Origin of the sequence: Aporhodopirellula rubra (genome assembly GCF_014192335.1) — a bacterium.
Taxonomy (GTDB): Bacteria; Planctomycetota; Planctomycetia; order Pirellulales; family Pirellulaceae; genus Rhodopirellula; species Rhodopirellula rubra.
Genome location: NZ_JACHXU010000031.1, coordinates 68648 through 89765 on the forward strand (window position 1 = coordinate 68648; position 21118 = coordinate 89765).

A 21118-nucleotide genomic window follows, 5' to 3' on the forward strand; every position below is an offset into this window, starting at 1 on the left:
CTTCACGCATTGGCCTTTCGGATTGTGCTAGGATCGCCGGTGAACCGCATTAGAGGGGCTCTGGGTTCCCTTGTTGAGGGCGGCGCTGTCATCTTTTCTTGTCGTTTTGCCTACCTTTTCCGGCCTGCATCCTCCCCGATGCCCTCGGTTTGAGTCGCAAGCGACGCGTAATTTGGTTTGATTCGTGAGGGCATAGGCTTGATTAGTCGTCGATTTAAATTTGGTTCCGCAGGTTCACTCGTCCGTACACGTCGCCGTGCACTCGAAAAGCTGGTCGCCGCAAGAAGTCGCCGACCGCTTGTCGAATCACTCGAGTCACGACATCTCCTCGCGGGAGATTTTCCGACGGTCGAATCGCTGCTCGCCGATCCGGCGTACGGGGTCGGAAACGAGCAGGTGAGTTATTCGTTGACGTTCAGTGAAGCGGTATCCAGGGTCGATGCGACTGATTTCGTTGTTGACCAGATCGGGGTGACGGGAGCATCCGTCGCGGAAGTGGTGCCCGGTTCGGACGGATCGAGTTACACGGTTGTCGTGAACACCGGTTCGGATGACGGGACGTTGCAGTTGCGGTTAGTGGACGACGACACCATCACTAGCCTCACGGGCGGATTGCTCGGTGACTCCGGTGCAGGAAATGGTAACTTTGACGGGAACGTGGTTTCGATTGAACGCGAACCGCTTCGCACAGTAAACGGCTATGTTTTTGATGATGTCAACAACGATGGGGTTCGCGACGCGGGGGAACCCGGTGCGACCGGGGCATGGGTTTACGTGGATCTGAACAACGACGGTGTTTGGAGCTATCCCGAACCGTACGACACCTACAGCGCCGCCGATTTTTCTTCGACGACAGATGTTGATGAATCGGGGTGGTTTGAGATGGACGATGTGCCGCTCGGTGAACACGTGCTGCGGGTTCGAGACCGAACGGATTTTGTCTCGTCCGCATTTTCGTCTGCACCGATTACGGTTTCCTTCCTCACTGAATCGGTATCGGTGGACGTGCCTGCGGTTGCCAACGAGTCGGTGATCGAAGGCGTGTTGTTTGAGGATTTGAATCAGAACGGTGTGCGAGATGCCGGTGAACCGGGACTTTCCGGGCAAACAGTGTTTCTCGATTCAAGCGCCAACGGCAACCTCGATTTATGGGAAGAATCGTTCCTCACGCTCGAGGACGACCCGGCGACGTCGGATGTGGATGAAACAGGGCAATATCGGTTCGAGTCACTTTTCTTCACGTCGCATCGCGTTCGGTCGGTGTTGGACCTCGCGTGGCTGTACACGACGAGCGATCCGCAGGAAGTTGACATCGATTCGGCGTCGGATGTTGAGACTGCTAACATAGGCTGGACGAGAAACCTGACCCAAATTACGGGTGTCGTGTTTGATGACCTCGATGCGGACGGGATCCAATCCACCGGAGAATCTGGTGTCGCGGGTTGGACTGTATTTCTGGACGAGGACGGTGACGGGCGACTAGACACGTCGGAGTCGTCGACCACAACCGATTCCAACGGGAACTACTCGTTCGACACCCTTCCGTTGGGACAACATGTTGTCGCGACCGAGTTTGTAAGCGGCTACCTCAATACGACCCCCACTCGTCGATCAGTGCAGTTGTCGGGCAGCACCGATTCACCGGTCGCGGACTTTGGCGTTCGTCAGAACGATACTGCAATCGAGGGAACTCTGTTCGAAGACGTCAACGAAAATGGCATCTTCGACGTGGGGGAATCACCCATCTCCGGTGCAACGGTTTACGTCGACGCCAACGATAACTCGCGACTCGATGCGGGTGAGGCGAGCGACGTCAGCGGGGCCGACGGCAGTTATCGACTGATCGATCTGATTCCCGGCGAACAGAAACTGCGTTTTATTTCGCCCATTGGCTTTGAGCAAACCGGCGAATCGAATGTCGGCGATCGATTGTTCGTTTGGCATAGCTTTTCTTCCCTCCGCGAGGTGAATCCAGCGAACGGTTCTGTGATTGCTCAAGCGGTCGTTTCGCTATTCCCAACGCACGCGGTATTGGCAACGAGTTTGGCGTTCGATGGCGAATTTCTCTACACGCTCGATCGCAACGATGCGCTCGTCGTCGTGATCGATCCGGATACGCTCGCCGCCGTGGATTCGTTTTCGGTTCCGATCAATACTGGATCGTATTGGCATGGAGCGGCCGTGGTCGACGGCGATCTGTTCTTCTCCAATGACTCGTTTGACGAAATCATTCGTATCGATCTGGACACGCGCGAACTGATCGCGTCGTTCCACATTCCGAGCCTGAATCCGAACGCCAGCGTCACGAACCTTCAGTACTCTTTGGGCGAAACGGCGGATGGGTCGGCGTTGCTCGCGGGGACGCCAGGCGATGCGAAATTGGTGATCGACCCCCAGACCGGATTGATTACCGGTGAGATCTATCCGCTGCCTGATGGCGTGCGGCACGACGGGCTCGCCGGAGGAAACGACAGCTTCTACGCAGGGTCCTATTTGGAAGCAGCTGTTCAGAAATACCAATCCGATGGAACCGAGATCGGAACGGTCTCGGTAGGTGTTGGCGTTATGGGGTTGGCGACCGGCGTGGTCGTCGATTTCGGGCGAACCGTTTCGGTTTCCCTCGATGAACAACTCACCGGGATCGACTTTGGCGCAGTGGACGTCAGCAGCAGTGTCACGGGAGTGCAATTCGACGATGCCAATCAGAACGGCGTCCAGGACCCGGGGGAAGCGGGTATCGCAGGTGCGACGGTATTTGTGGACCTGAATAACAATGCGTCACTCGACGGCGATGAACCGTTCGCGGTCAGTGCGAGTGACGGGACGTACACGTTGGAGTCCGTTCCCGCAGGGAACGTCACGATCCGGTCGATCGCGCCGGAGAACTATCGAATCATTGATGCCGCTCCCGCAGCAGAAAAGTTGTTCGCGTTGGGGAGGGCGGGTTCCGCGGACAGCGACACCGGATTCGTTCACGAGATTATGGAATTGGATCCAGCCACGGGACAGATACTCCGCGCGATGCCGACCGGGGTTCCTGTCAACTCCGCGGCGTTGACTCTCGAGTTTGACGGCACCCATCTTTTCATCACGGACAGTTCTCTCGATTTGGTTCATGAATTGTCAACGGACGGAATTCTCATTGACAGTTCGCCGTTGGGAGAATTGACCGAGGATGGCGCCGGTTACACCAACGAAGTGGATTTTGGGTTGGTCAATGTGCAGGGGACACTGTTCTCGGTCCGTCCGAGCAACTATGGCGGTCTGTCGCTGTATTCGTTTGACCCCGTCTCCAATGAGTTCACCTATCGAACGGCGCTCACGATGGACAATGGTCTCGAATCATCGCCCGACGGATCTTCTGTGTTTCCTCCAACGATAACGTTTGCATCGGCCGCGTCGTTCGACGGAACCAAAATTCTGTTGGCAGCCGAGGACGATCGGATTTTGGAAATCGATCCCGTCACGGGCGTTGCCACGTTCGATCCGGTGTCTTTCCAAGACAATCCGCTCACCCGAGGGCTCACCACCTTGGGAGATGAGATCTTTGAGTCGTTTGGAAATCGAGTCGAGGTGCGTGATTCGGCGGAGCAATGGGTCCGTGAGGTCTTCGTCCCTAAGTTTGTCTTCGGGCTGGCTAGCGGAAGCGTTGCGGACAATGGAGTCAGTGTATTCGTCGTCGAAGGGAGTGAGGTAGCGGATGTGAACCACGGTTTCACGTCGACTCTCAGCACCCTCGCCGGAGTGATCACGGATGACGTCAATGCGAATGGCGTTGCGGACGCGGGCGAGCAACCTCTGTCGGGCGCCACGGTTTATTTAGATGCGAACCGCAACGGCATTTTTGACGCGGGAGAAGTCTCCACGGTCACCGATGCGCAGGGGGCCTATTCGTTTGAGGTCGCCGCAGGGGACTACGTCGTTCGTCAGGTTACCTCGGCGGACCTGGTGTCGCAGGCGTGGACGTCGAACACGATACGATTGTTCGCCTATATCTACGATTACGAACTCGCAACCGCGTCGATTCATGAAATCGACTCGGACTCCGGTGAGGTACTCAATTCATTTGCGGCTCCTGGAATCTCTCATCCCAATCTCGGTGCTGGGTTGGCACTCGACGGCGACACACTGTACATGTCGCAGCTCGAAAAGGTCTTTGAACTTAATGCAAACACGGGTCATGTGACTCACACCGCGTCGTTTAACGGCAATTTCGATGGAATGGCAATCATTGATGGAGAGGGTTTCCTGCTCGATTCCGACCGCAATACCATCGTGGCCTACGATTTGATCCGCCGTGAGGTAACCCGGACGCTACCGTTTTATTCCTACAACTTGTTCGGCGCGTTGGGTGAGTCTGCCGATGGGACGAAGTTGATCGCACGCAGCTCCAATCAACTGTTGACCATCGATCCGCTAACGGGGACGGTGCTATCGAGCGAGTATACGCCGTCGATTTTCGGAGCCGCCGGGGCGGGAGGTGAGCTGTTCGTTAACGGCCCTCTGGTTTCGACGAACCAAACGGCAACTCACGTTCGCGACTCTTTGGGGCAAACCATCCGTGTTTTCGAGTGGGCGCTGCCGTTCGCCGCACGTGCCTATGGGGCAGATTCGGTTACCGCGGTAGAGCACCGGGTTCGAGTGCTCGGCGGGCAAGAAATCGCGGACTTGAACTTCGGCCAGGTTTCCGCGACCGGAACGATCAGCGGTGTGCAGTTTGTCGATGAGAATGGTGATGGGATTCAAAACCCAGGCGAACAACCGCTCGCGGGTGTGACGGTGTTTGTCGACGCAAACGCAAACGGTTGGCTCGATGAAGACGAGCCGTCCGCCGTCAGTGACGTGGATGGGCAGTACACCATCGAGAACGTTCCCGGTAGATCTGTTTTGGTGCAAAGCGTCGCGCCGGAGAAGTACCGGTCAACGACTGTCGCACAAGGACGAGACAGGTTGTTTCTGCTTCGAACCACTACCGATTCCGAAAGTCCGACGGGGGACTACTTCGCGATTGCTGAAGTTGATCGATCCACGGGCGAAACCATTGGACATCACGTCACAGAGTTGCCGTCTGGGGGTGGGAATTCACTCGGGTTTGACGGAGAGCGATTGGTGTTGGTGAGCAATCAATACCGGATGGTCTACGAACTCGCAACTGATGGCACGTTGTTGGACCAGACGCCGTTCCCAGAAGGTGTGGCAGCCTTTGCTGGACCAGCAGTATTCAACGACGATTTTTACATGCTGCAGTTCGGTGGCAGCGCGACAGGTGAGTTCTTAGTGCGGTTTGATACGAGCAGCAACGAGTTTGTCGACGCGAAGGCAATCACTCATTTCGTGAACGGTCAAGTTAATAGTTTTGTCCAGGTTCAGCCGTATGAGGTCGGATTGAGCGAGTCACCGGACGGTGAGTCGTTGTTGTTGATCCCCGGGAATAGTCGTGCTGCGAAGTTGGATCCGCTAACTGCTCGCGTGACGTCGGTTCATTACGCCAATTCGATCGATCGAGCGACCTTTGGTTCGACGAGCGTGGGCGGTGAAGTATTCGTGGATTCCAATAGTGGCAGCAACTATATCCGTGTGATGGATGCTCAGTTCAATGTAACGAGGCAGATCTATCTGCCACATGGCGATGGACTCGCGGGAGGGACTTCCTACGATCGTCGAGTCGTCGTGGATGTCGCGGCCGGATTGGCAGTAAGCGGCATCAACCACGGTTACCAATCCGAACACGTTGAACTGAGCGGCACGGTCGGACTGGATGACAACGGAGATGGCGTGATTGACGAGACCGACACGCCAAGAGCCGGCGTGACGGTTTACCTCGACGCTAACCGCAACCATGTTCTCGATACCGGTGAGATAACGACAACCACTGACGCTAGCGGAACGTACTCGTTCGAGGACGTTAATCCTGGTGAACACATCGTTCGAGTTGTGGACGGTCCCGGCGTTGGATCAGTCGCCGTCGCCGAAGACCAAACCCGCTTGTTTGCGTTGCAATTTGGCGCGGGCACGTCGGCGATTCGCGAATTAGACCCCATCAGCGGTCAGGTCTTGACTGAGTTCGCGGCACCCGGCGAAGTGCAGACCGGAGTTGCCGGACTCGCGTTGGGCGACGATACGTTGTACTACGTGGCCGGACAGAACCTATGGATGCTCGATCCAGACACTGGCGCTAGCAAGAACCAGGTTGAATTGTCGCCCGGGGCGTATGACGGAGCAGCGTATGTTAACGGCGATTTGTTCGTTTCCGACCATACCAGTGATTTGATTTTGCGTGTCGATCCGGTATCCGGTGCGGTGGTCGATACCTTGAACATCAACGCTATCAATGCGAACAGTTACAATCTTCTAGGCAACCTATCCGAATCCATTGATGGAACGGCGTTGTACCTGTGGGCAGACGGCTTTGGCTTGACGATCGATCCGGATACGGGCGTGGTGACCAGCACGATGAACGCGCAAGGACCTCGACCCAATGGTCTCGCGGCGGCAGGCGGAGAAATCTATCGCGGCACGTCAGATGGCATCTACGTTGACACGATTTGGAATGGACAAGACTACACCGTTCGCTCCTTGCCGGCCGGATACCGACCGTTTGCAATTGCGGCGGCGACGGTACAGGCGAACGAACATCGTGTGACCGCGTTTGCGGGGCAGGACGTCAGCGGTTTGGATCTGATTTCGGAGTTGACGGCTGATTTCGGAGATGCGTCCGATAGCTTTGGGACGTTGTTGGCATCCGACGGTGCTCGGCATGCCGTCGATCCGACTGTGCGGCTCGGTGCGTCAGTGATGGCGACGTCGGACGCGAACGTATCGGGCAATGATTTCGACGACGATGGAATCACGTTCCACGGAAATATGGTCGCCGGTGCCGAGTTTGCTTTCGATGTGGATGCCTCAACTTCCGGTTCGTTGGGCGTTTGGATCGACTTCAACGGCAACGGGCAGTTTGACAGTGCGACCGAGCAGACTCAGTTCAACGGGCTGGCTGCGGGAGTCACCACGTTGATGGTTGAAGTGCCGGTCGATGCGGTGTTGGACTTGGTACAGGCTCGGTTCCGGTTCAGCACCGACGCGGCCGCGGTTGAATCGCCGACAGGTTGGGCACCGGATGGAGAAGTCGAAGACTATCAATTGCCGATTGCTGCACCGACCGCATCACTGTCGTTGGACCAGACATTGTTGAATGAACCCGCGGGGCAGATCAGCGCGACGGTAACGCTGGATCAAATTCTTGTCGCCGATAAAACCTATTCGATCGCGTTGGCTCCGAGCGGATTAGGGATTCTCGATCGAGTCTCGGCTCCGCAGTCAGTGGTGATTCCTGCGGGGCGTGTTTCGGCAACGTTTGTTTTAACGGGGATTGACAACAACGTCATTGACGGTGACCTCAGCGGCAGTGTCTCGATCTACGATCAACCGACCGCTCCCGTCGACTCGGCCGTGTTTATCGTGGCCGATGACGATGTTTTCGGGTTGCAAATCATGCTCGATGCAAACTCCATTTCGGAACAGGATTCGACGACGGCGACGGTGTCCCTGGATTCCATTTTGACTGAATCGATCACAATCGATCTTTCGAGTAGTGATGTCGGTGAAGCGATCGTGTCTCCGTCGAGCATCACGATTCCCGCCGGTGGGCAGTCCGCGACGGTGACTGTTTCCGGTGTCGCAGACAATCTGGTCGACCATGACGAGTCGGTGGTCATCACGGCGTCGCCGGTCGGTTACGCAGACGTGTCGACTGCAATCGTGGTCAGCAATTCGGACAGTTCCACGTTGTCGATCGCGTTGGACGAAGTTTCCATCAGCGAGAACGGGGGCACCGCGAGCGGAACGATTTCACTGTCGATTCCTCTGGTGGATGATCTCGTCGTTTCGCTTAGCAGTAGTGATTTAGGCGAAGCGTCCGTTCCGGCGAGTGTCACAATTATCGCAGGAGACACGACGGGCACGTTCACCGTCACCGGTGTGGATGAGTTGATCGACGACGAGGACGAGCTGGTCACCATTTTTGCAGGCAGCGTGCTCAATTCGGACTCGGTCGACATCACGGTGACGAACGACGATAACGCAGTGCTGTCTCTGTCGGTCGATGAGAGCACGATCGGTGAGAACGGGGGCACCGCAAACGCGATCGTTTCGTTATCAACGCCTTACTACACCGATTTGACAATTGATCTGTCGTCGAGCGATGCCGGTGAGGCGAGCGTCCCCGACTCGGTCAAGATTTTGGCAGGAGAAACGTCGGCCTCCTTTACGGTGTCGGCGGTGGACGACGGTGTGGATACTCTCGTCGACTCGTCTGTCGTCATCACGGCGACGAGTGCAGCGGTGGGTGCTCAATCGCAAACGATTGAAATTGTTGACGATGACGTAGCGGTCTTGACTGTTGAAGTGGCAGACGACGTGATCTCGGAAGACGGATCGACGCAGTTGTTTGCTCGACTATCGGTTCCGCGTGACGTGATAACGACGGTGCAGTTGACCAGCGACGACGCCGGCGAAGCCATCATCGGCGCGGTGTCCATCAACATCCCCGCAGGTAGCATGTTTGCAAACGCCGGCGTGTCCGGCGTTGCGGACAATTTGATCGATGGCGATCAAGCGGTGACGTTGACCGGGACGAACGCGGAATTTGGAAGTGCGACGGACAGTTTGATTGTGAGTGACGCTGACTCGGCGACGCTTTCGCTGGCGATTGACGTGGCGTCGATGAGCGAAAACGGAGGTGCCGCCTCTGGCACGGTTTCGTTGTCTACTCCTTCGGCGACCGACACGGTCGTCTCGATAGCCAGCAGCGATACTACCGAGGCAACGGTTCCTGTCAGCGTGACGATCCTAGCGGGCGAGTCCTCCGCGTCGTTTGTAATTAATGCAGTTGATGACTCGATCATCGACGAAACGCAGACGGTGATGATCAGTGGCAGCAGTGCGTTTGGAACCGCGGCGGCGTCGATCGACGTCACCAACGACGACGTCAACCAAGATCCGACCGGTTTGCCGTTGGTGGTTGGTGTCGCTCAAGAGGGACAAACATTGTTGACGGACACCAGCGGAATCAGCGATGCGGATGGTTTGGGCGTTTTTGCTTATCAATGGCTCCGAGATTCGGTAATCGTTCCCGGTGTCAACGGTGACAGCTATGTGCTCACACAAGAAGATGTCGGCAGCCAAATCAGTGTTTCGGTCAGTTATGTCGATGGACGCGGGACGGCGGAAGGGCCGCTGACGAGCGATTCGACGGGAGCGGTTGCATCAGCGTCACGTTGGTTTGATTTGGCGTTCGAAGATTTCGAAAGTGGATTTGGCACGTACACCGACGGCGGGGGCGACGCGAGTATCCACACTGGTTCGGGTTCGCACCAAGGTAGCCGATCGGCCAATTTGCAGGATAACAGTGGTTCACGCTCGTCAATCACGCTGACTGACCCGTTGGCATTGGCCACGAGGGAACTCGATCAATTGAAAGTCGAGTTTTGGTTTTATACGAACAGTTTCGAAAACGGAGAAGATTTCTGGTTGCAGTACTCGGACGATGGATCGAGTTGGCAAACCATTGCGTCCTGGAGACGAGGAACCGATTTCAACAACAATGAGTTTGTGTTCGCGTCGGTCGAGGTGAGTGACCAAGACGTCATTTTCACCGACGACGCCCGCATTCGCCTGCGAGCCGACGCGAGCAACAACGGCGACGATGTTTACATCGACGAAATCGCCATCCAAGGTTTCGGGGCGAATCATGCTCCCGTCGCAACCAACGATGGCGTGGTCGCGAACCAGCAGACTCCGGTCGTCATCAGTGTCCTCGATAACGACTCGGATCTCGACGGTGATACCATTTCCGTTACAGCGATCTCGCAGGCGGCGAATGGAGAGGTTTCCGATAACGGTGACGGCACGTTGTCGTACACGTCGGACGCGGGTTTTGTGGGAACGGATTCGTTTGCGTATACGATCAGCGACGGTTTTGGTGGGACCGCGACGGCGACGGTAACGGTGGAAGTCGTCGAGGAGGCCGTATGGACCGACCTGGCGTTTGAAGATTTCGAGAACGGGTTTGGGGCTTACACTGATGGCGGTCGCGACGCGTACCTCTACACCGGTGGCGGACGGGCTCATCAAGGGAACAACGCACTCGGGCTGCAAGACAACAGCGGGACGCAATCATCGGCCACGTTGACGGACAGCCTGGACCTGCAAACGCCAGATTACACCGAACTGAAGGTCGAGTTTTGGTACTACGCCGCGAGCTTCGAAAGCAACGAAAGCTTCCTGCTGCAGTTCTTTGACGGAAACCGTTGGCGGACAATTGAAAGTTGGACGCGCGGTGTCGAATTCCAAAACAACGAGTTCAGGCAAGCTTCGGTGACGATCTCGTCGCAGGACTATGCGTTTGCATCCAACGCTAAAATTCGTCTGATGGCGGACGCCAGCAATAACCGGGATGACGTCTATATCGACGAAATCCGAATCTCGGCTCGGTAGGCAATCATTGGGGGTTGGTGTCGATTGATCGATCGACCGTTTGTGTTTCGGTTTGATCGTTTCGGCTGGCGAGACTCGCGAAGACTTCCATGTCGATGGAATCGCTGAGGAATTCGATCGATCCGTCGCCCATTGCGACGAGGGCTCCGCCGGCGTGCAAACTGCCGAGGCCGCCGACGAAATCGGGGTCGTGGTAGGTCTCTTCGGTGATCGCCGCGTTGATCGGAGTGCCCGCGTTTCGCAAACTGCTGCGAGTTCCGCTCATCCAACCCAAGTCGAACTGCGGCGGTGATAGCTTCTCACCGAACAGGATCGTGTAGGCGATTCCGTCGGGGACGTCGTCGGGAATGAGCCACCGGTTCAGCGACAACAAACCGTCGTTATCGGTGCCGATCGGCTGCTCGTCGCTGGAGTGCAGTCCCGCGTAACTGGTCGTGTTGAGTTTTTGCTGTTCGGCGGACGAGGGACAGCGGAGAAATGGGATGTCCGCGTCACGCATCACCGCGTTCTCGGGTGAGTAAACGCCGACCTGAAAATTGATCGCCTGAAACATGCCCTCGCGGTCACAATATGGCAACAACGACGAGACCCAATTGTGGTGGTAGCCTTTCGGGAGGCTCGTGATGGTGAGCGGCAGAATCACCTCGTCGTCGGTGTCTGTCGCGACGTCAACGGATAGCCCCTCTCCGGTGACGATGGATGCCGAGCCCGTGAGCGTGCCGCTGGGCAAATGAATATGATCGATCGCGTAGGCTTGGGAGGCCGTCGCGAGTCGAATCAGGTTTTGTTCGCAATTACTTCGCCGTGCCATCGTCCGCATGTCCCGCAGCACCGGGATCGAGATCGCTGCCAAGATGACCAAAATCCCGATCACCACCAAAATCTCGATCAATGAAAAACCGGTCCGCCCGCCCCGGAGTGGGGGAACGCAACGTGTGTGGGGGAAACGTGGCAACGAAAACGGCTTCATAGAGACCTCTCTACCTTACAAATCGGTTGAATACGTCTATCGTAACGGTTTTGCAAAAATCATTCCGCCCGTCTCTTTGCTTCCTTTTCGCCGTGCGACCCCATTCATGAAACGACGACTCCACGCCATCGCAGTGACAACGTTGCTGATCGCGATCACGCCTTCGTTGTCATACGGTGCCGAACCGTCCGTTCGCACGACGCCCCGCCCGGGCCAAGGCGAGGCCGCGTTCTCCATTATGTCGTGGAACCTCGAGTGGTTCTTTGATGATTCGAAGAAAGATAATTACAGCCAACTCGCGTTCGAGAAATCGAGCCCCAGTCGCGGTCAGTGGAATTGGCGGCGTGATGCGGTGGCCGAAGCGATCGCCAAGGTCAAACCGTCGGTCGCGGCGCTACAGGAAGTCGAGGGGCAACGCGTGTTGTGGTATCTCACCCGAGCACTCGACCGCGAACACGACTTGGAATATGACGAATACGCGATCGAAGGCAACGATCGGTTTACCGAACAAGACGTCGGATTGCTGACAACGCGTCCGGTCGATGTGCTGTCGCTGATGCGGGGTAACGTGACGTCGCAGATGAAGAGCGAAGGCGAATTCGGCGCCGTCTCAAAACACCTTGCGGCGATCCTGGAAGTCCCGGTGGGCGATACGGTTGAAACGATTCTGGTCGTGAACGTGCACTTGCGAAGCGGCGAGGCGGGAGCGGCGATTCGCAACAAGCAGGCGGCGAGTTTGGTGCGTTGGCTCCGGGTTTGGGAGAAAGCCCCGGTGCACGTAGTGGTTCTCGGCGATTTTAATACCGAAGAGTCCGCCGGAAAGGTGCGTGCGGGCAGCGAAATGTCAATCCTGATGAGTCGTGCGACTCGAGACCCCAGCGACGATTTGGTCGATCTGCTCGAACACTCCAGCGCGCCGCGTCAGCAAACGCATCTTTTGCCCGGCAAACAATTTGATCGGATATTGGTCAGCCGATCGTTTCTCGAAGACGATCCCGGACGTCCCGATTTATGCTTGCGATCAATCGCCGTTCGCAGTGATCTCGCGATCCGAGGAGGCGTCGATTCGACGGAAGATCACTGGGAGCGTTATTGGGAAATGAGTGATGACAAGCGAGATTTAAGTGACCACTATCCTATCGTTGCGGAGTTCGAAGTCCGATGAGCGAGCCAGCTATGAATGAACGCAAACCCGATCCTCGCCCGATGATCCGCTTGGACGATTTCCTCAAAGCGGCTGGCGTCGTTGGTACGGGAGGCGAAGCCAAGGTGCGAATCCAGGCGGGCGAAGTGCTCGTCAACGACGAAGTCGAAACCCGCCGCCGCAGGCAACTGTTCACGGGCGACGAAGTGAACTGGAACAGCCAAGTATGGCGGGTCGAAGTCACCGACGACGACTGAGCAAGTTCACATCCCAAAAAACGCACCGACTTCGTGCGAGTGCGGAGCCTCGTTGCGGTGGCATGGCTCGTACCATTGGCGGCGCTGCTAAAGCGACGAACCGCGTTTCAGGTGAATTCTGCACGTCATTCGCTGGGCGATGGGGCGACGACTTCGTCACCCATCAGTTTCGCCAGCGTTGGCTCGATCGCTTCCGCCCAAATGGCATAGCCACGTGGGTTGGGATGCAGGCGGTCAGGCATGATTTCTTTCGGGAGTGTCCCGTCTTCGGCGAGAAACTTATCGCTGATGTCTAAGTAGACGATGTTGTTTCCGTCGGCGAATTCGCGGATGCGTTCATTGATAGCGTCGTTGATTTTTCTCAGTTTGTCGTCCGGCGATTCACCTCGAGGAAAGATAGCCAACAACAGGATCTTGGTGTCGGGCGACTTCGCGTTCAGTTTGTCAAGAATTGCTTTGACTCCTGCGGCGGTTTCATCCGGATCATCTTGCCGATGTCCGGTGTTGTTGGTGCCGATCATGACGACGGCGGCTTTGGGAGAGATCCCTTCAATTTCGCCGTTTTCGAATCGCCACAAAACCTGCTCGGTGCGATCACCGGAGAAGCCAATGTTGAACGCGTTGCGATGCGCGTAATATTGGTCCCAAACCTTCTTGCCCGCACTTTCCCAGCCATGGGTGATCGAGTCGCCAACCATCAACAGATCGACTTTCTGCATCTCGGCCAGCTCTTTCAGTTTCTGCTCATGTCGGGAGCCCCACCACTGAACCGCCCACTCCGCAGTCTGGACCTCGGGAGTCAACGCGGGGACAGCGACGGCGGTCTCTTGAGCCACCGCGCCCGACCACGCTCCGACGATCAGGAATGACGCGAACGCCAATGCACCATTCAATTTCATGTTTTTCACCGTGTTATTAAAAAGGTTTCGAGGGTAGTGAATTGGAGACGCAGGTCATCCTCTCATCGCAACGCCCGCGTTTCAAACGTCTGCTTTGGCAACAACGTTTCCGCTGTAGCCTGTTCCGTTTCGGTCGCCGGTTTCAAACCGTCGTGCTTGGTCGGCGACAGAGAATCTTAATCGAAAACGTAGACGGCAGCGCTGGAGTGCGAATCTGTGCAGCAATTTTGGGACGGCCCGTCGCCCTTTCACTGCGATGGGTGGCCAAACGGGGCTCGCTCAATTCCGTTGATCGCTAGATCGAAGTCTTTCGGGCGGTCTCGGGAGGTCTCGGGCGGGATCAAAGGTTTCAATTACGAAAATCCCTCGCATCGCTTTCGCGGCCGGCTGTGGACCATCACCCGGCATTCGCTCGTTGGAAATCACTTGAAGAGACGGCGGCAACGTGAGCCTCGCGTCAGAGGCGGGGTGCCTCGCATTGAAATGTTTTGTTGGAGCATTTTCTTTTTTGGGGTATCGCCACCTTCGCCGGGCGGTGGACCAGGTTCTTGCGAACGTAGCTACCTTTGACAACCTACGTCAGTTCCAGAAATGCTCTCGTCGAAGATTGTTTTCTCGCGAGCTGAAGAACCGTTTTGTTTGTCCGGAATCACGGTGTCGGGGGGATTGGTTATGATGCCCGATCTCTAGGACTTTTCATTTTCGAAACCATCCATCATTTGGTCTCTTTGAATGGCAGTTGTCACGACGCTCGGTTTTGCTGGTCGCACCGAAGAAGCTCTTGGTTTCTATCGCGATGCCGTTGACGCTGAGACTGTTTTCTTGATGAGATTTCGGGACAGCCCTGACCAATCTCATACTCAGCCCGGCATGGAGGACATGGTATTTCACGCTACCTTTCGAATTGACGGCACGGACTTCATGGCGAGTGATGTCGGTTGGATTGACGGCGCGAGCAGTCGGGGCTTCCGTGGTTTTTCGCTCGCGTTGCGATACACTTCGGTGGCACGTGCGCGGCGTGCGTTCGATGCGCTTGCGGTCGGAGGAGAAATTCAGATTCCGCTAGAGAAGTCTCGATTCACGTCGTGGTATGGAATCGTCGTCGACCCTTTTGGCGTTTCCTGGAAATTCAATGTCGACGAAGATGCCTCATCGCGGTGAGCAGCGGTCCCGCAGGTCGGTTGGCGAATTGGCATGACGCGATGGTTGTCCGGGTATCGCCATGTTGTCGGTCATCATGCAAAATGATCGCATGAAAACGAAATTATTCTTAGTCAGCGGATGGGCATTTGGTGAGGCTGCCCTCGCGGGGGTCGCTGAAGCGTTGGCGTCTGAATTCGATGTGACTCGTCTCGCAGCCGAAGATGCGTTGCCGTCAGGAAAATTGGCGGAGATGCTGCCTTCGGATCAGCCGTGTGTTTTGGTCGGTTGGTCGTTGGGGGGGATGTTAGCGCTGGAGGCGGCTGAGCATCTCGCGGAGGGGTCGATGTTGGTTTTGATCGGCTCGACGGCCAAGTTCACCGGTGGCGACGAAACACCGCACGGTGTCCCAGTGGCGGAAGTTCGTTCGATGTCGATTTCGTTTCGTCGCCAACCGCAGGAAACGTTGGCAAATTTCCTCCGGCAATCGGCACTTCCGCATGAACCGCTCGCGGTTGCCAACCAACCGGACGCCGACCAAGACGACTGTCCGAAATTGTTGGAAGGACTAAAATACCTACGTGACGCTGATCTTCGCGATGCGGCCGATCGCGTTGGCGTCGCCACGCTGATTTTGCACGGTGCCGATGACCGTGTGATTTCTCCGGCGGCTTCGGCTGATCTTTCGCGAAGGATCAGTGGCTCGCGGTTGAAGACGATTGACGATGTGGGGCACGACTTGCCCGTGCGGAACCCTCAATGGATTGTGTCGAACTTACTTGAATTTTGGAAAAACGATGTGGCTCGCCCCGATGCAGGATAGAACGATCCGTTCGCGATTTTCTGCGGCCTCGTCGACCTACGATCGCCACTCGCACGTGCAGGAGCAAGTTGCCGATCGCGTGATCGAATTGATGAAAAAGCTTCCGCCCGTTGATCGTGTTTTGGAATTGGGGTGTGGCACCGGGCGATTGACTCAGAAGGTGTGCTCGCGATTCGAAAACGCGTCGATCACGGCTGTCGATTTGTCGCAAACGATGATCGATCAAGCCAAAATCAACCTCGGTGGATGCGATCGCGTTGAGTGGGTCGCGTCGGACGTTTGTGACTACCAAACCGAGTCGCCGTTTCCGCTCGTCGTCAGCAGTTCCTCGTTGCACTGGGTGACACCCATTGATTTAGCGTTCGAGTCGATCGATCGCGCGGTCCAGCCCGGTGGGCAGATTGTGGTCGCGATCATGCTGCGTGAGACGCTCGGCGAGTTGCACGACGCCCGTTTGCGTGTGGCACCGCACAAGCCACCGCAATCACGGTTGCCGACGTTGGCCGATGTGACCGATGCGGCCTCGCGAATGGGATGGCAGACCAAGCATGAGTCGCAGTCGGTTTTCACGGTGCGACACGCCTCGGCACGCGACCTGCTTACCGCGATTCACCAACAGGGGCTGACCGGAGGCAGCGTCTCGCACTCCCACACTCCGTTGACGCGCGGCGAGTTGACGGCGTTGGTGAAAGACTACGAGACTCATTATCGAGACGCGGTCGACGCGGTCATCGCGAGCTATCAAGTCGGCTTTTTGCACTGCGAAGTTCTCGCCGGATAGATCCGCGTAGGCCGAGCGTCGCTGCGTCGCCGGACGTCTGAGAACGCTCGAAAGGAATACGATCGATGAATCCTGAGACGAATCTTTGGCTTGATGCGGCGCGTCAGACGGTCGCTTCGTATCGGAACATGATCGATGCGTCGGTGTCGCAGCTCAACGATGAGGAGTTGTTTCAGCGACCCGCGGCTGAAATCAACTCCGTCGCCATCATTCTCCGGCATCTCGGCGGCAATCTTCGTAGCCGTTGGACGGATTTCTTCACGACCGATGGTGAGAAAGACACTCGCGATCGTGATACCGAGTTCCTGGATTGGGAAGGCGATCGGCAGTCACTGATCGAAGCATTCGACACCGGATGGTCCGCACTCGTCGATGCTCTGGTGTCGATCGATCATGAAAATGTTCACCAAACCGTTTTGATTCGTGGTGAGCCTCACACGGTCGCTCAAGCGGTCACGAGATCGTTGACTCATGTGTCGTACCACGTGGGGCAGATTGCGATCATTGCTCGGATGGTTCACGCCGAACAATGGCGGTGGCTAACGATCGCACCCGGTAATTCGCAGACGCACAACGCGACCACCTGGGGCACGTCGGCGAGTCGCAGCATCCATGCCGCTGCCGACGAAGAGACGCCGGATTCTTCGGCGAAAGATCCCACTTCGCGGCAATAAGGGATTGGGAAGCCTATTCAGCGGCCGCGTTCGCTAGTCCCGGTCGTTTGCGAATTTCTGATCCTTTTTAACTCAAGAAGGGGGGCGGACATGCGAGTAGGTTTCGTTTTGTCACTGACTAAGAGGGACGCGGCGTTCGAACGAGCAAGCGTTTGTCGTTTAAATCGTTTTGAAACGACATTCGCTATCGACGGAGCCCCCTTCATAGCTGGATCGCTGCAGCGGTGACGCGGAATACTGAAAGTTTGTGAATTTTGATGTTCATATTCTTGCCCGCTCATGTGCCCCTACTTGAGAGGCAATGTTCTTTGCGTGGAGTTCATTGCGAAGCAAAATATGGCGTTTCGCGATATCCTCGATGGTCTCGCCAACACGATCATCGCGGCTGAAATCATGACGGACATCGGCGATCGTAGTATTTCGAACTGGATCGCAACTGATAACGATGGACCGACCGTTTACAGCAACCCTTCGTTCTGCGAGCTGTTCATCAACCCTACTCGTCCTCAGTTCTGGGCGGAATCGGGTGTGGCGTTGGGTGGTACCGGATTTGGTCGTGGCTGTCGCTGGGCTGATTTCGGCCTGATCTACACAGGCACATTCACGATTCTGCCGCCCAACTCAGAACTATGTGGTTTCGATCACGCTACATTGAGCAGCTCGTCGGTGCCTGGCGACCTTGCACTGATACCCAGCTGCTTACGAACCACGTCGGTCGGATGCCGCGCCATCGGGCGTGGATCGACGGCAGATATGCGAATTTCGTGAGCGCATGTGGTAGGTTGATCGACTCTTGCTTCGTTGCAGCGTGATATTCGAGTCGAGGAATTTTCCGACAGTGTCTGTTGGGTTCTCTGCTCGTTCCATCGTCGTGACGCTGCATCTAAAAACGTCGACGTGGGCATCGTGCGCACTCTGACGCATCCTACCCCGGGGAGACTGACAGCATGTTCCGCGTATTGGCAACCTTGGTTCTCTGCATCCCTTTTTCGCAATTGTGTTTTGGCCAGTGGGCGTTTGAACGGACGCCGCATTGGAATGCGGATCGGAATGACAATTTCTATCCGCACTCTGAATTGAAGGAATTGGATGAACGTGGGTTTCCGGTTGGCTGGGGCGACGTTTCCGCATTCGAATCGGGACGAGCCGTCGTGCGGGACCCAGCGAAAGGCGTCATTCAATTGACGTGCCCAGACGATGGCAGCGTAACCTCGGTCTCGACGACGATTGATCTGCCCAAACGAATCAAGTTTGTGACGGTGCTGACACGGATGCGTGGACCGACCATTGAGTTGGGCGATTCCGACGATGCGGGTGCGGGAGCGGTGTACACGTTGGAAATGAAGAGCGGGAAGACTCGCGAGCTCCCACGCGTTGAACCGCTCTACCGATACGGTTCGCTCGGCGGATGGAAGACTTACCGGACGACGATGCGTGTTTTGCCAGGTTACGTCAAACTGAATGGTCGGGCGGAGATCAACGACGCGAAAGGCAGTTTCGAGGTGGATCGAATTTTGGTGGTCGCATCGGAACCGGGCTATCAAGCGACCCCGGAAGAGCGTATTCGGCTGATGACTGCGATTCAGAAGGACGATGACGTCGAGATCGCGAAACTGATGGAAGAGCAGCCGGGATTGTTGGAGCTGCGTGACGGTACGATGGAGAACGGAACACCACTCATTCTTGCGTCGTGGTTTAACTCCGTCAAAGTTACGAAAGAACTCATTCGATTGGGAGCCAACATGGAGGCGAGTGACGAGTCGTGGCAGAACACTCCGTTGGCGTGGTGTTGTTGGTGGGGGAACCCCGAAGTCGCCGAGGTGTTGGTCGACGCGGGCGCGAAGACCAAACACTACGCACGAATGGCCGCCTCGAGCAAAACCCAAAACCGATCACCACGCGGAACACCGGAGGATTTCGACCGGATTGTGGAACTGATCGAAGCCGCCCAGGCGGACGCGGTGAAATGAAGGGGTGAGGGACTTTTGCGGTTGGACAAATTTTCCATGTTGGTCAAATCACTACGTCGACTTCCGATCCAGAGTCCGTCTACAGGCGTTGAACATCTCGATCGCCTGCACGGTCTCGGCCACATCGTGAACGCGAATCAGGTGGGCGCCGGCCGCAGTAGCTGCGAGTGACACACCGAGGGTGCCCGCCATGGGGTTGAATTCGCGTTCGGATGCTTCGACCAACGGGGCAAGACGTTTACGAATGAATCCTTTGCGTGAGTGGCCGATCAAACAGGCGCAGCCGAGGTCCGTGAACCGGTGGATTCCTTGGATGAGTTCAAAGTTGTGTTCGTGCGTTTTGCCGAACCCGACACCGGGGTCTAGGCATATCTTTTCGAGTTCGATTCCCGACGAGAGACACGCGTCGCGTCGAGCGATCAGGTAGTCGCGGATCTCTTCGACGACATTATCGTACGTCGGTGCGTCTTGCATCGTTTGTGGGTTGCCTTGCATGTGCATGACACAAACGCCGACGCCGGTTCTTTTCGCGAGGTCCGTCATCTCAGGATCGCCTTCGAGTCCTGTGACGTCGTTGATGATCTCGGCCCCGGCCTCGATCGCGGCTTTGGCGACGACGGCTTTACTGGTGTCGATGCTGATCGGGATGTTTAGTTGCGGGGCCAGTCGCTTGATGACGGGGGCAACCCGGGCGATTTCGGTGGCGGCGTCGACGGGGGTGCTGTAGGGCCGTGTGCTTTCGCCGCCGATATCGAGGATGTCGGCCCCGTCGGCTTGCATTTGCAGCCCCGCCGCGACCGCCGCATCGATTCGCAAACGTTCGTGCTCGCTGTTTGGCTCGATGCTGCCTGACTCAAGATTGCTGTGCTCAAAGTCGCGGGGCTCAAAAAATTTGCCACCGTCGGAAAAACTGTCGGGCGTCACGTTCAGGATTCCCATGATCCGAGGGCGATTGCCCAGTGAGATTGTGCGGCGGGAGGTTTTCCAGATGAGCGAGGGCGACATGTTCAGCGGTGTTTTGGGGGAAAGTAACGGTTGCGAAAGGAATCCGGTGAGGTTGGTTCGCGTTTGGACGTTCTGGTTCGGTTCGCGGGATGAATGTGTGGTGGTTTCGAACAGGGTAATTTGTAACGGATGGGGCGTGTTGGGGTCTGCCGGGTGGCTGTGCTAAGCCGCTTGGGCTCAGATGTCGATTCCAACGGTGTGGGTTAACCGGATTAGCCCTCGGGGTTACCCCGCGTTCGGCTAGCGGATTTGAAACCGCACCGCAAACCAAATCGTTTCTGTAGAAGGATCTCAATCGTGATGGCTGTGACTGTCTTTCGAAAACCGACCATCTGGATCTTCCTTCTGATGATCGGATTCACATCGACCGCCTCTGCGGACTTCGGCACGTGGCTCCATAACAAAAAGATGGCGTTTTACCGCAACGCTGCGTGGCCCGATCCGTTCAACGAAGCGGACGCGATTCAAGTTGTGACGCCGTTTGAGATCATGAAGAATAACGGATGGCGAACGCACAACACGATCGGCCACGAACTGTTCCGTGCGGGCGACGGTGCGTTGTTGGCCGCGGGCCAAAACCGCGTGCGTTGGATTGCGACCCAGTCGCCTTTGAATCGTCGCGAGATCCACGTGCTCGAAGGCGTCAACTCGGCCGAAACCGATGCTCGCGTTGCTGCCGTTCGTGAAGCGGTTGCCGGATTGGCGATCGACGGAATCGAACCGCAAATCCTCGTGACTGCCGCGATCCCGCCGACCACACCGGGTAGCATGGCGACGAAGATCAACCGCGATCGCTTCGAAAACATTCCTGTTCCTAAGTTGCCGACCACAACGGCGTCGGGCCAGCAAGGCGTTGCGGAGTAGTTCGCGAGGTTTGACATGCCGTGGTGTCACCGGGGTTCGCGTGTTGCGAACGTCGGTGAGACCTGTTGATGACGCATGAGTTCCTGTACGCCGAGGG

At 56.5% G+C, this 21118-nt stretch carries 13 protein-coding genes; 10 read left to right on the forward strand and 3 right to left on the reverse strand.

Going from position 1 to position 21118, the window contains the following annotated elements; all coding sequences use genetic code 11:
* Window positions 1-198: 198 nt before the first annotated feature.
* A complete protein-coding gene (locus FHS27_RS27710) occupies window positions 199-10494 on the forward strand; it encodes an SdrD B-like domain-containing protein (RefSeq protein ID WP_184309169.1) in 10296 nt (3431 codons plus the stop codon).
* Window positions 10495-10498: 4 nt separating this feature from the next.
* On the opposite strand, the gene FHS27_RS27715 is transcribed toward FHS27_RS27710, so the two are convergent.
* Window positions 10499-11464, reverse strand: a complete 966-nt coding sequence (locus FHS27_RS27715; RefSeq protein ID WP_184309171.1) for a DUF1559 family PulG-like putative transporter — start codon at window positions 11462-11464, stop codon at window positions 10499-10501.
* A gap of 106 nt (window positions 11465-11570) precedes the next feature.
* Here FHS27_RS27715 and FHS27_RS27720 point away from each other — a divergent pair, with 106 nt between their 5' ends.
* Complete coding sequence (locus FHS27_RS27720) at window positions 11571-12629, forward strand: endonuclease/exonuclease/phosphatase family protein (protein ID WP_246421111.1); 1059 nt, start codon at window positions 11571-11573, stop codon at window positions 12627-12629.
* A gap of 11 nt (window positions 12630-12640) precedes the next feature.
* Window positions 12641-12865 carry an RNA-binding S4 domain-containing protein gene (locus FHS27_RS27725; RefSeq protein ID WP_246421113.1) on the forward strand — a complete coding sequence of 75 codons (225 nt, stop codon included), beginning with the start codon at window positions 12641-12643 and terminating at the stop codon, window positions 12863-12865.
* Between the two features lie 125 nt (window positions 12866-12990).
* Here FHS27_RS27725 and FHS27_RS27730 read toward each other — a convergent pair whose 3' ends face one another.
* Window positions 12991-13764 (reverse strand): platelet-activating factor acetylhydrolase IB subunit, encoded by a 774-nt coding sequence (locus FHS27_RS27730; RefSeq protein WP_184309175.1) that lies wholly within the window; start codon window positions 13762-13764, stop codon window positions 12991-12993.
* A 732-nt stretch (window positions 13765-14496) separates the two neighbouring features.
* Between FHS27_RS27730 and FHS27_RS27735 the strand changes: the two genes are divergently transcribed.
* The 6 genes from FHS27_RS27735 (at window position 14497) to FHS27_RS27760 (ending at window position 19152) form a co-directional block, all read left to right on the forward strand.
* The gene (locus FHS27_RS27735) at window positions 14497-14925 is read left to right on the forward strand and encodes a VOC family protein (protein WP_184309177.1); all 429 of its coding nucleotides are present in this window, start codon (window positions 14497-14499) and stop codon (window positions 14923-14925) included.
* A gap of 91 nt (window positions 14926-15016) precedes the next feature.
* Window positions 15017-15727: an alpha/beta fold hydrolase gene (locus FHS27_RS27740; protein WP_246421115.1), complete on the forward strand. Its 711-nt coding sequence runs from the start codon at window positions 15017-15019 to the stop codon at window positions 15725-15727.
* Window positions 15702-16508 carry a methyltransferase domain-containing protein gene (locus tag FHS27_RS27745; protein WP_184309181.1) on the forward strand — a complete coding sequence of 269 codons (807 nt, stop codon included), beginning with the start codon at window positions 15702-15704 and terminating at the stop codon, window positions 16506-16508. The genes FHS27_RS27740 and FHS27_RS27745 overlap by 26 nt, the downstream gene beginning before the upstream one ends.
* A gap of 65 nt (window positions 16509-16573) precedes the next feature.
* Window positions 16574-17182: a DUF1572 family protein gene (locus FHS27_RS27750; RefSeq protein WP_184309184.1), complete on the forward strand. Its 609-nt coding sequence runs from the start codon at window positions 16574-16576 to the stop codon at window positions 17180-17182.
* A 336-nt stretch (window positions 17183-17518) separates the two neighbouring features.
* Window positions 17519-17950 carry a DUF1559 domain-containing protein gene (locus FHS27_RS27755; protein WP_221225442.1) on the forward strand — a complete coding sequence of 144 codons (432 nt, stop codon included), beginning with the start codon at window positions 17519-17521 and terminating at the stop codon, window positions 17948-17950.
* Between the two features lie 179 nt (window positions 17951-18129).
* A complete protein-coding gene (locus FHS27_RS27760) occupies window positions 18130-19152 on the forward strand; it encodes an ankyrin repeat domain-containing protein (RefSeq protein ID WP_184309185.1) in 1023 nt (340 codons plus the stop codon).
* A 51-nt stretch (window positions 19153-19203) separates the two neighbouring features.
* On the opposite strand, the gene folP is transcribed toward FHS27_RS27760, so the two are convergent.
* On the reverse strand, window positions 19204-20157 hold the full coding sequence (gene folP / locus FHS27_RS27765; RefSeq protein ID WP_184309187.1) for a dihydropteroate synthase: 954 nt from the start codon (window positions 20155-20157) through the stop codon (window positions 19204-19206).
* 300 nt (window positions 20158-20457) lie between these two features.
* Here folP and FHS27_RS27770 point away from each other — a divergent pair, with 300 nt between their 5' ends.
* Window positions 20458-21021 (forward strand): hypothetical protein, encoded by a 564-nt coding sequence (locus FHS27_RS27770; RefSeq protein ID WP_221225443.1) that lies wholly within the window; start codon window positions 20458-20460, stop codon window positions 21019-21021.
* Window positions 21022-21118: the final 97 nt, after the last annotated feature.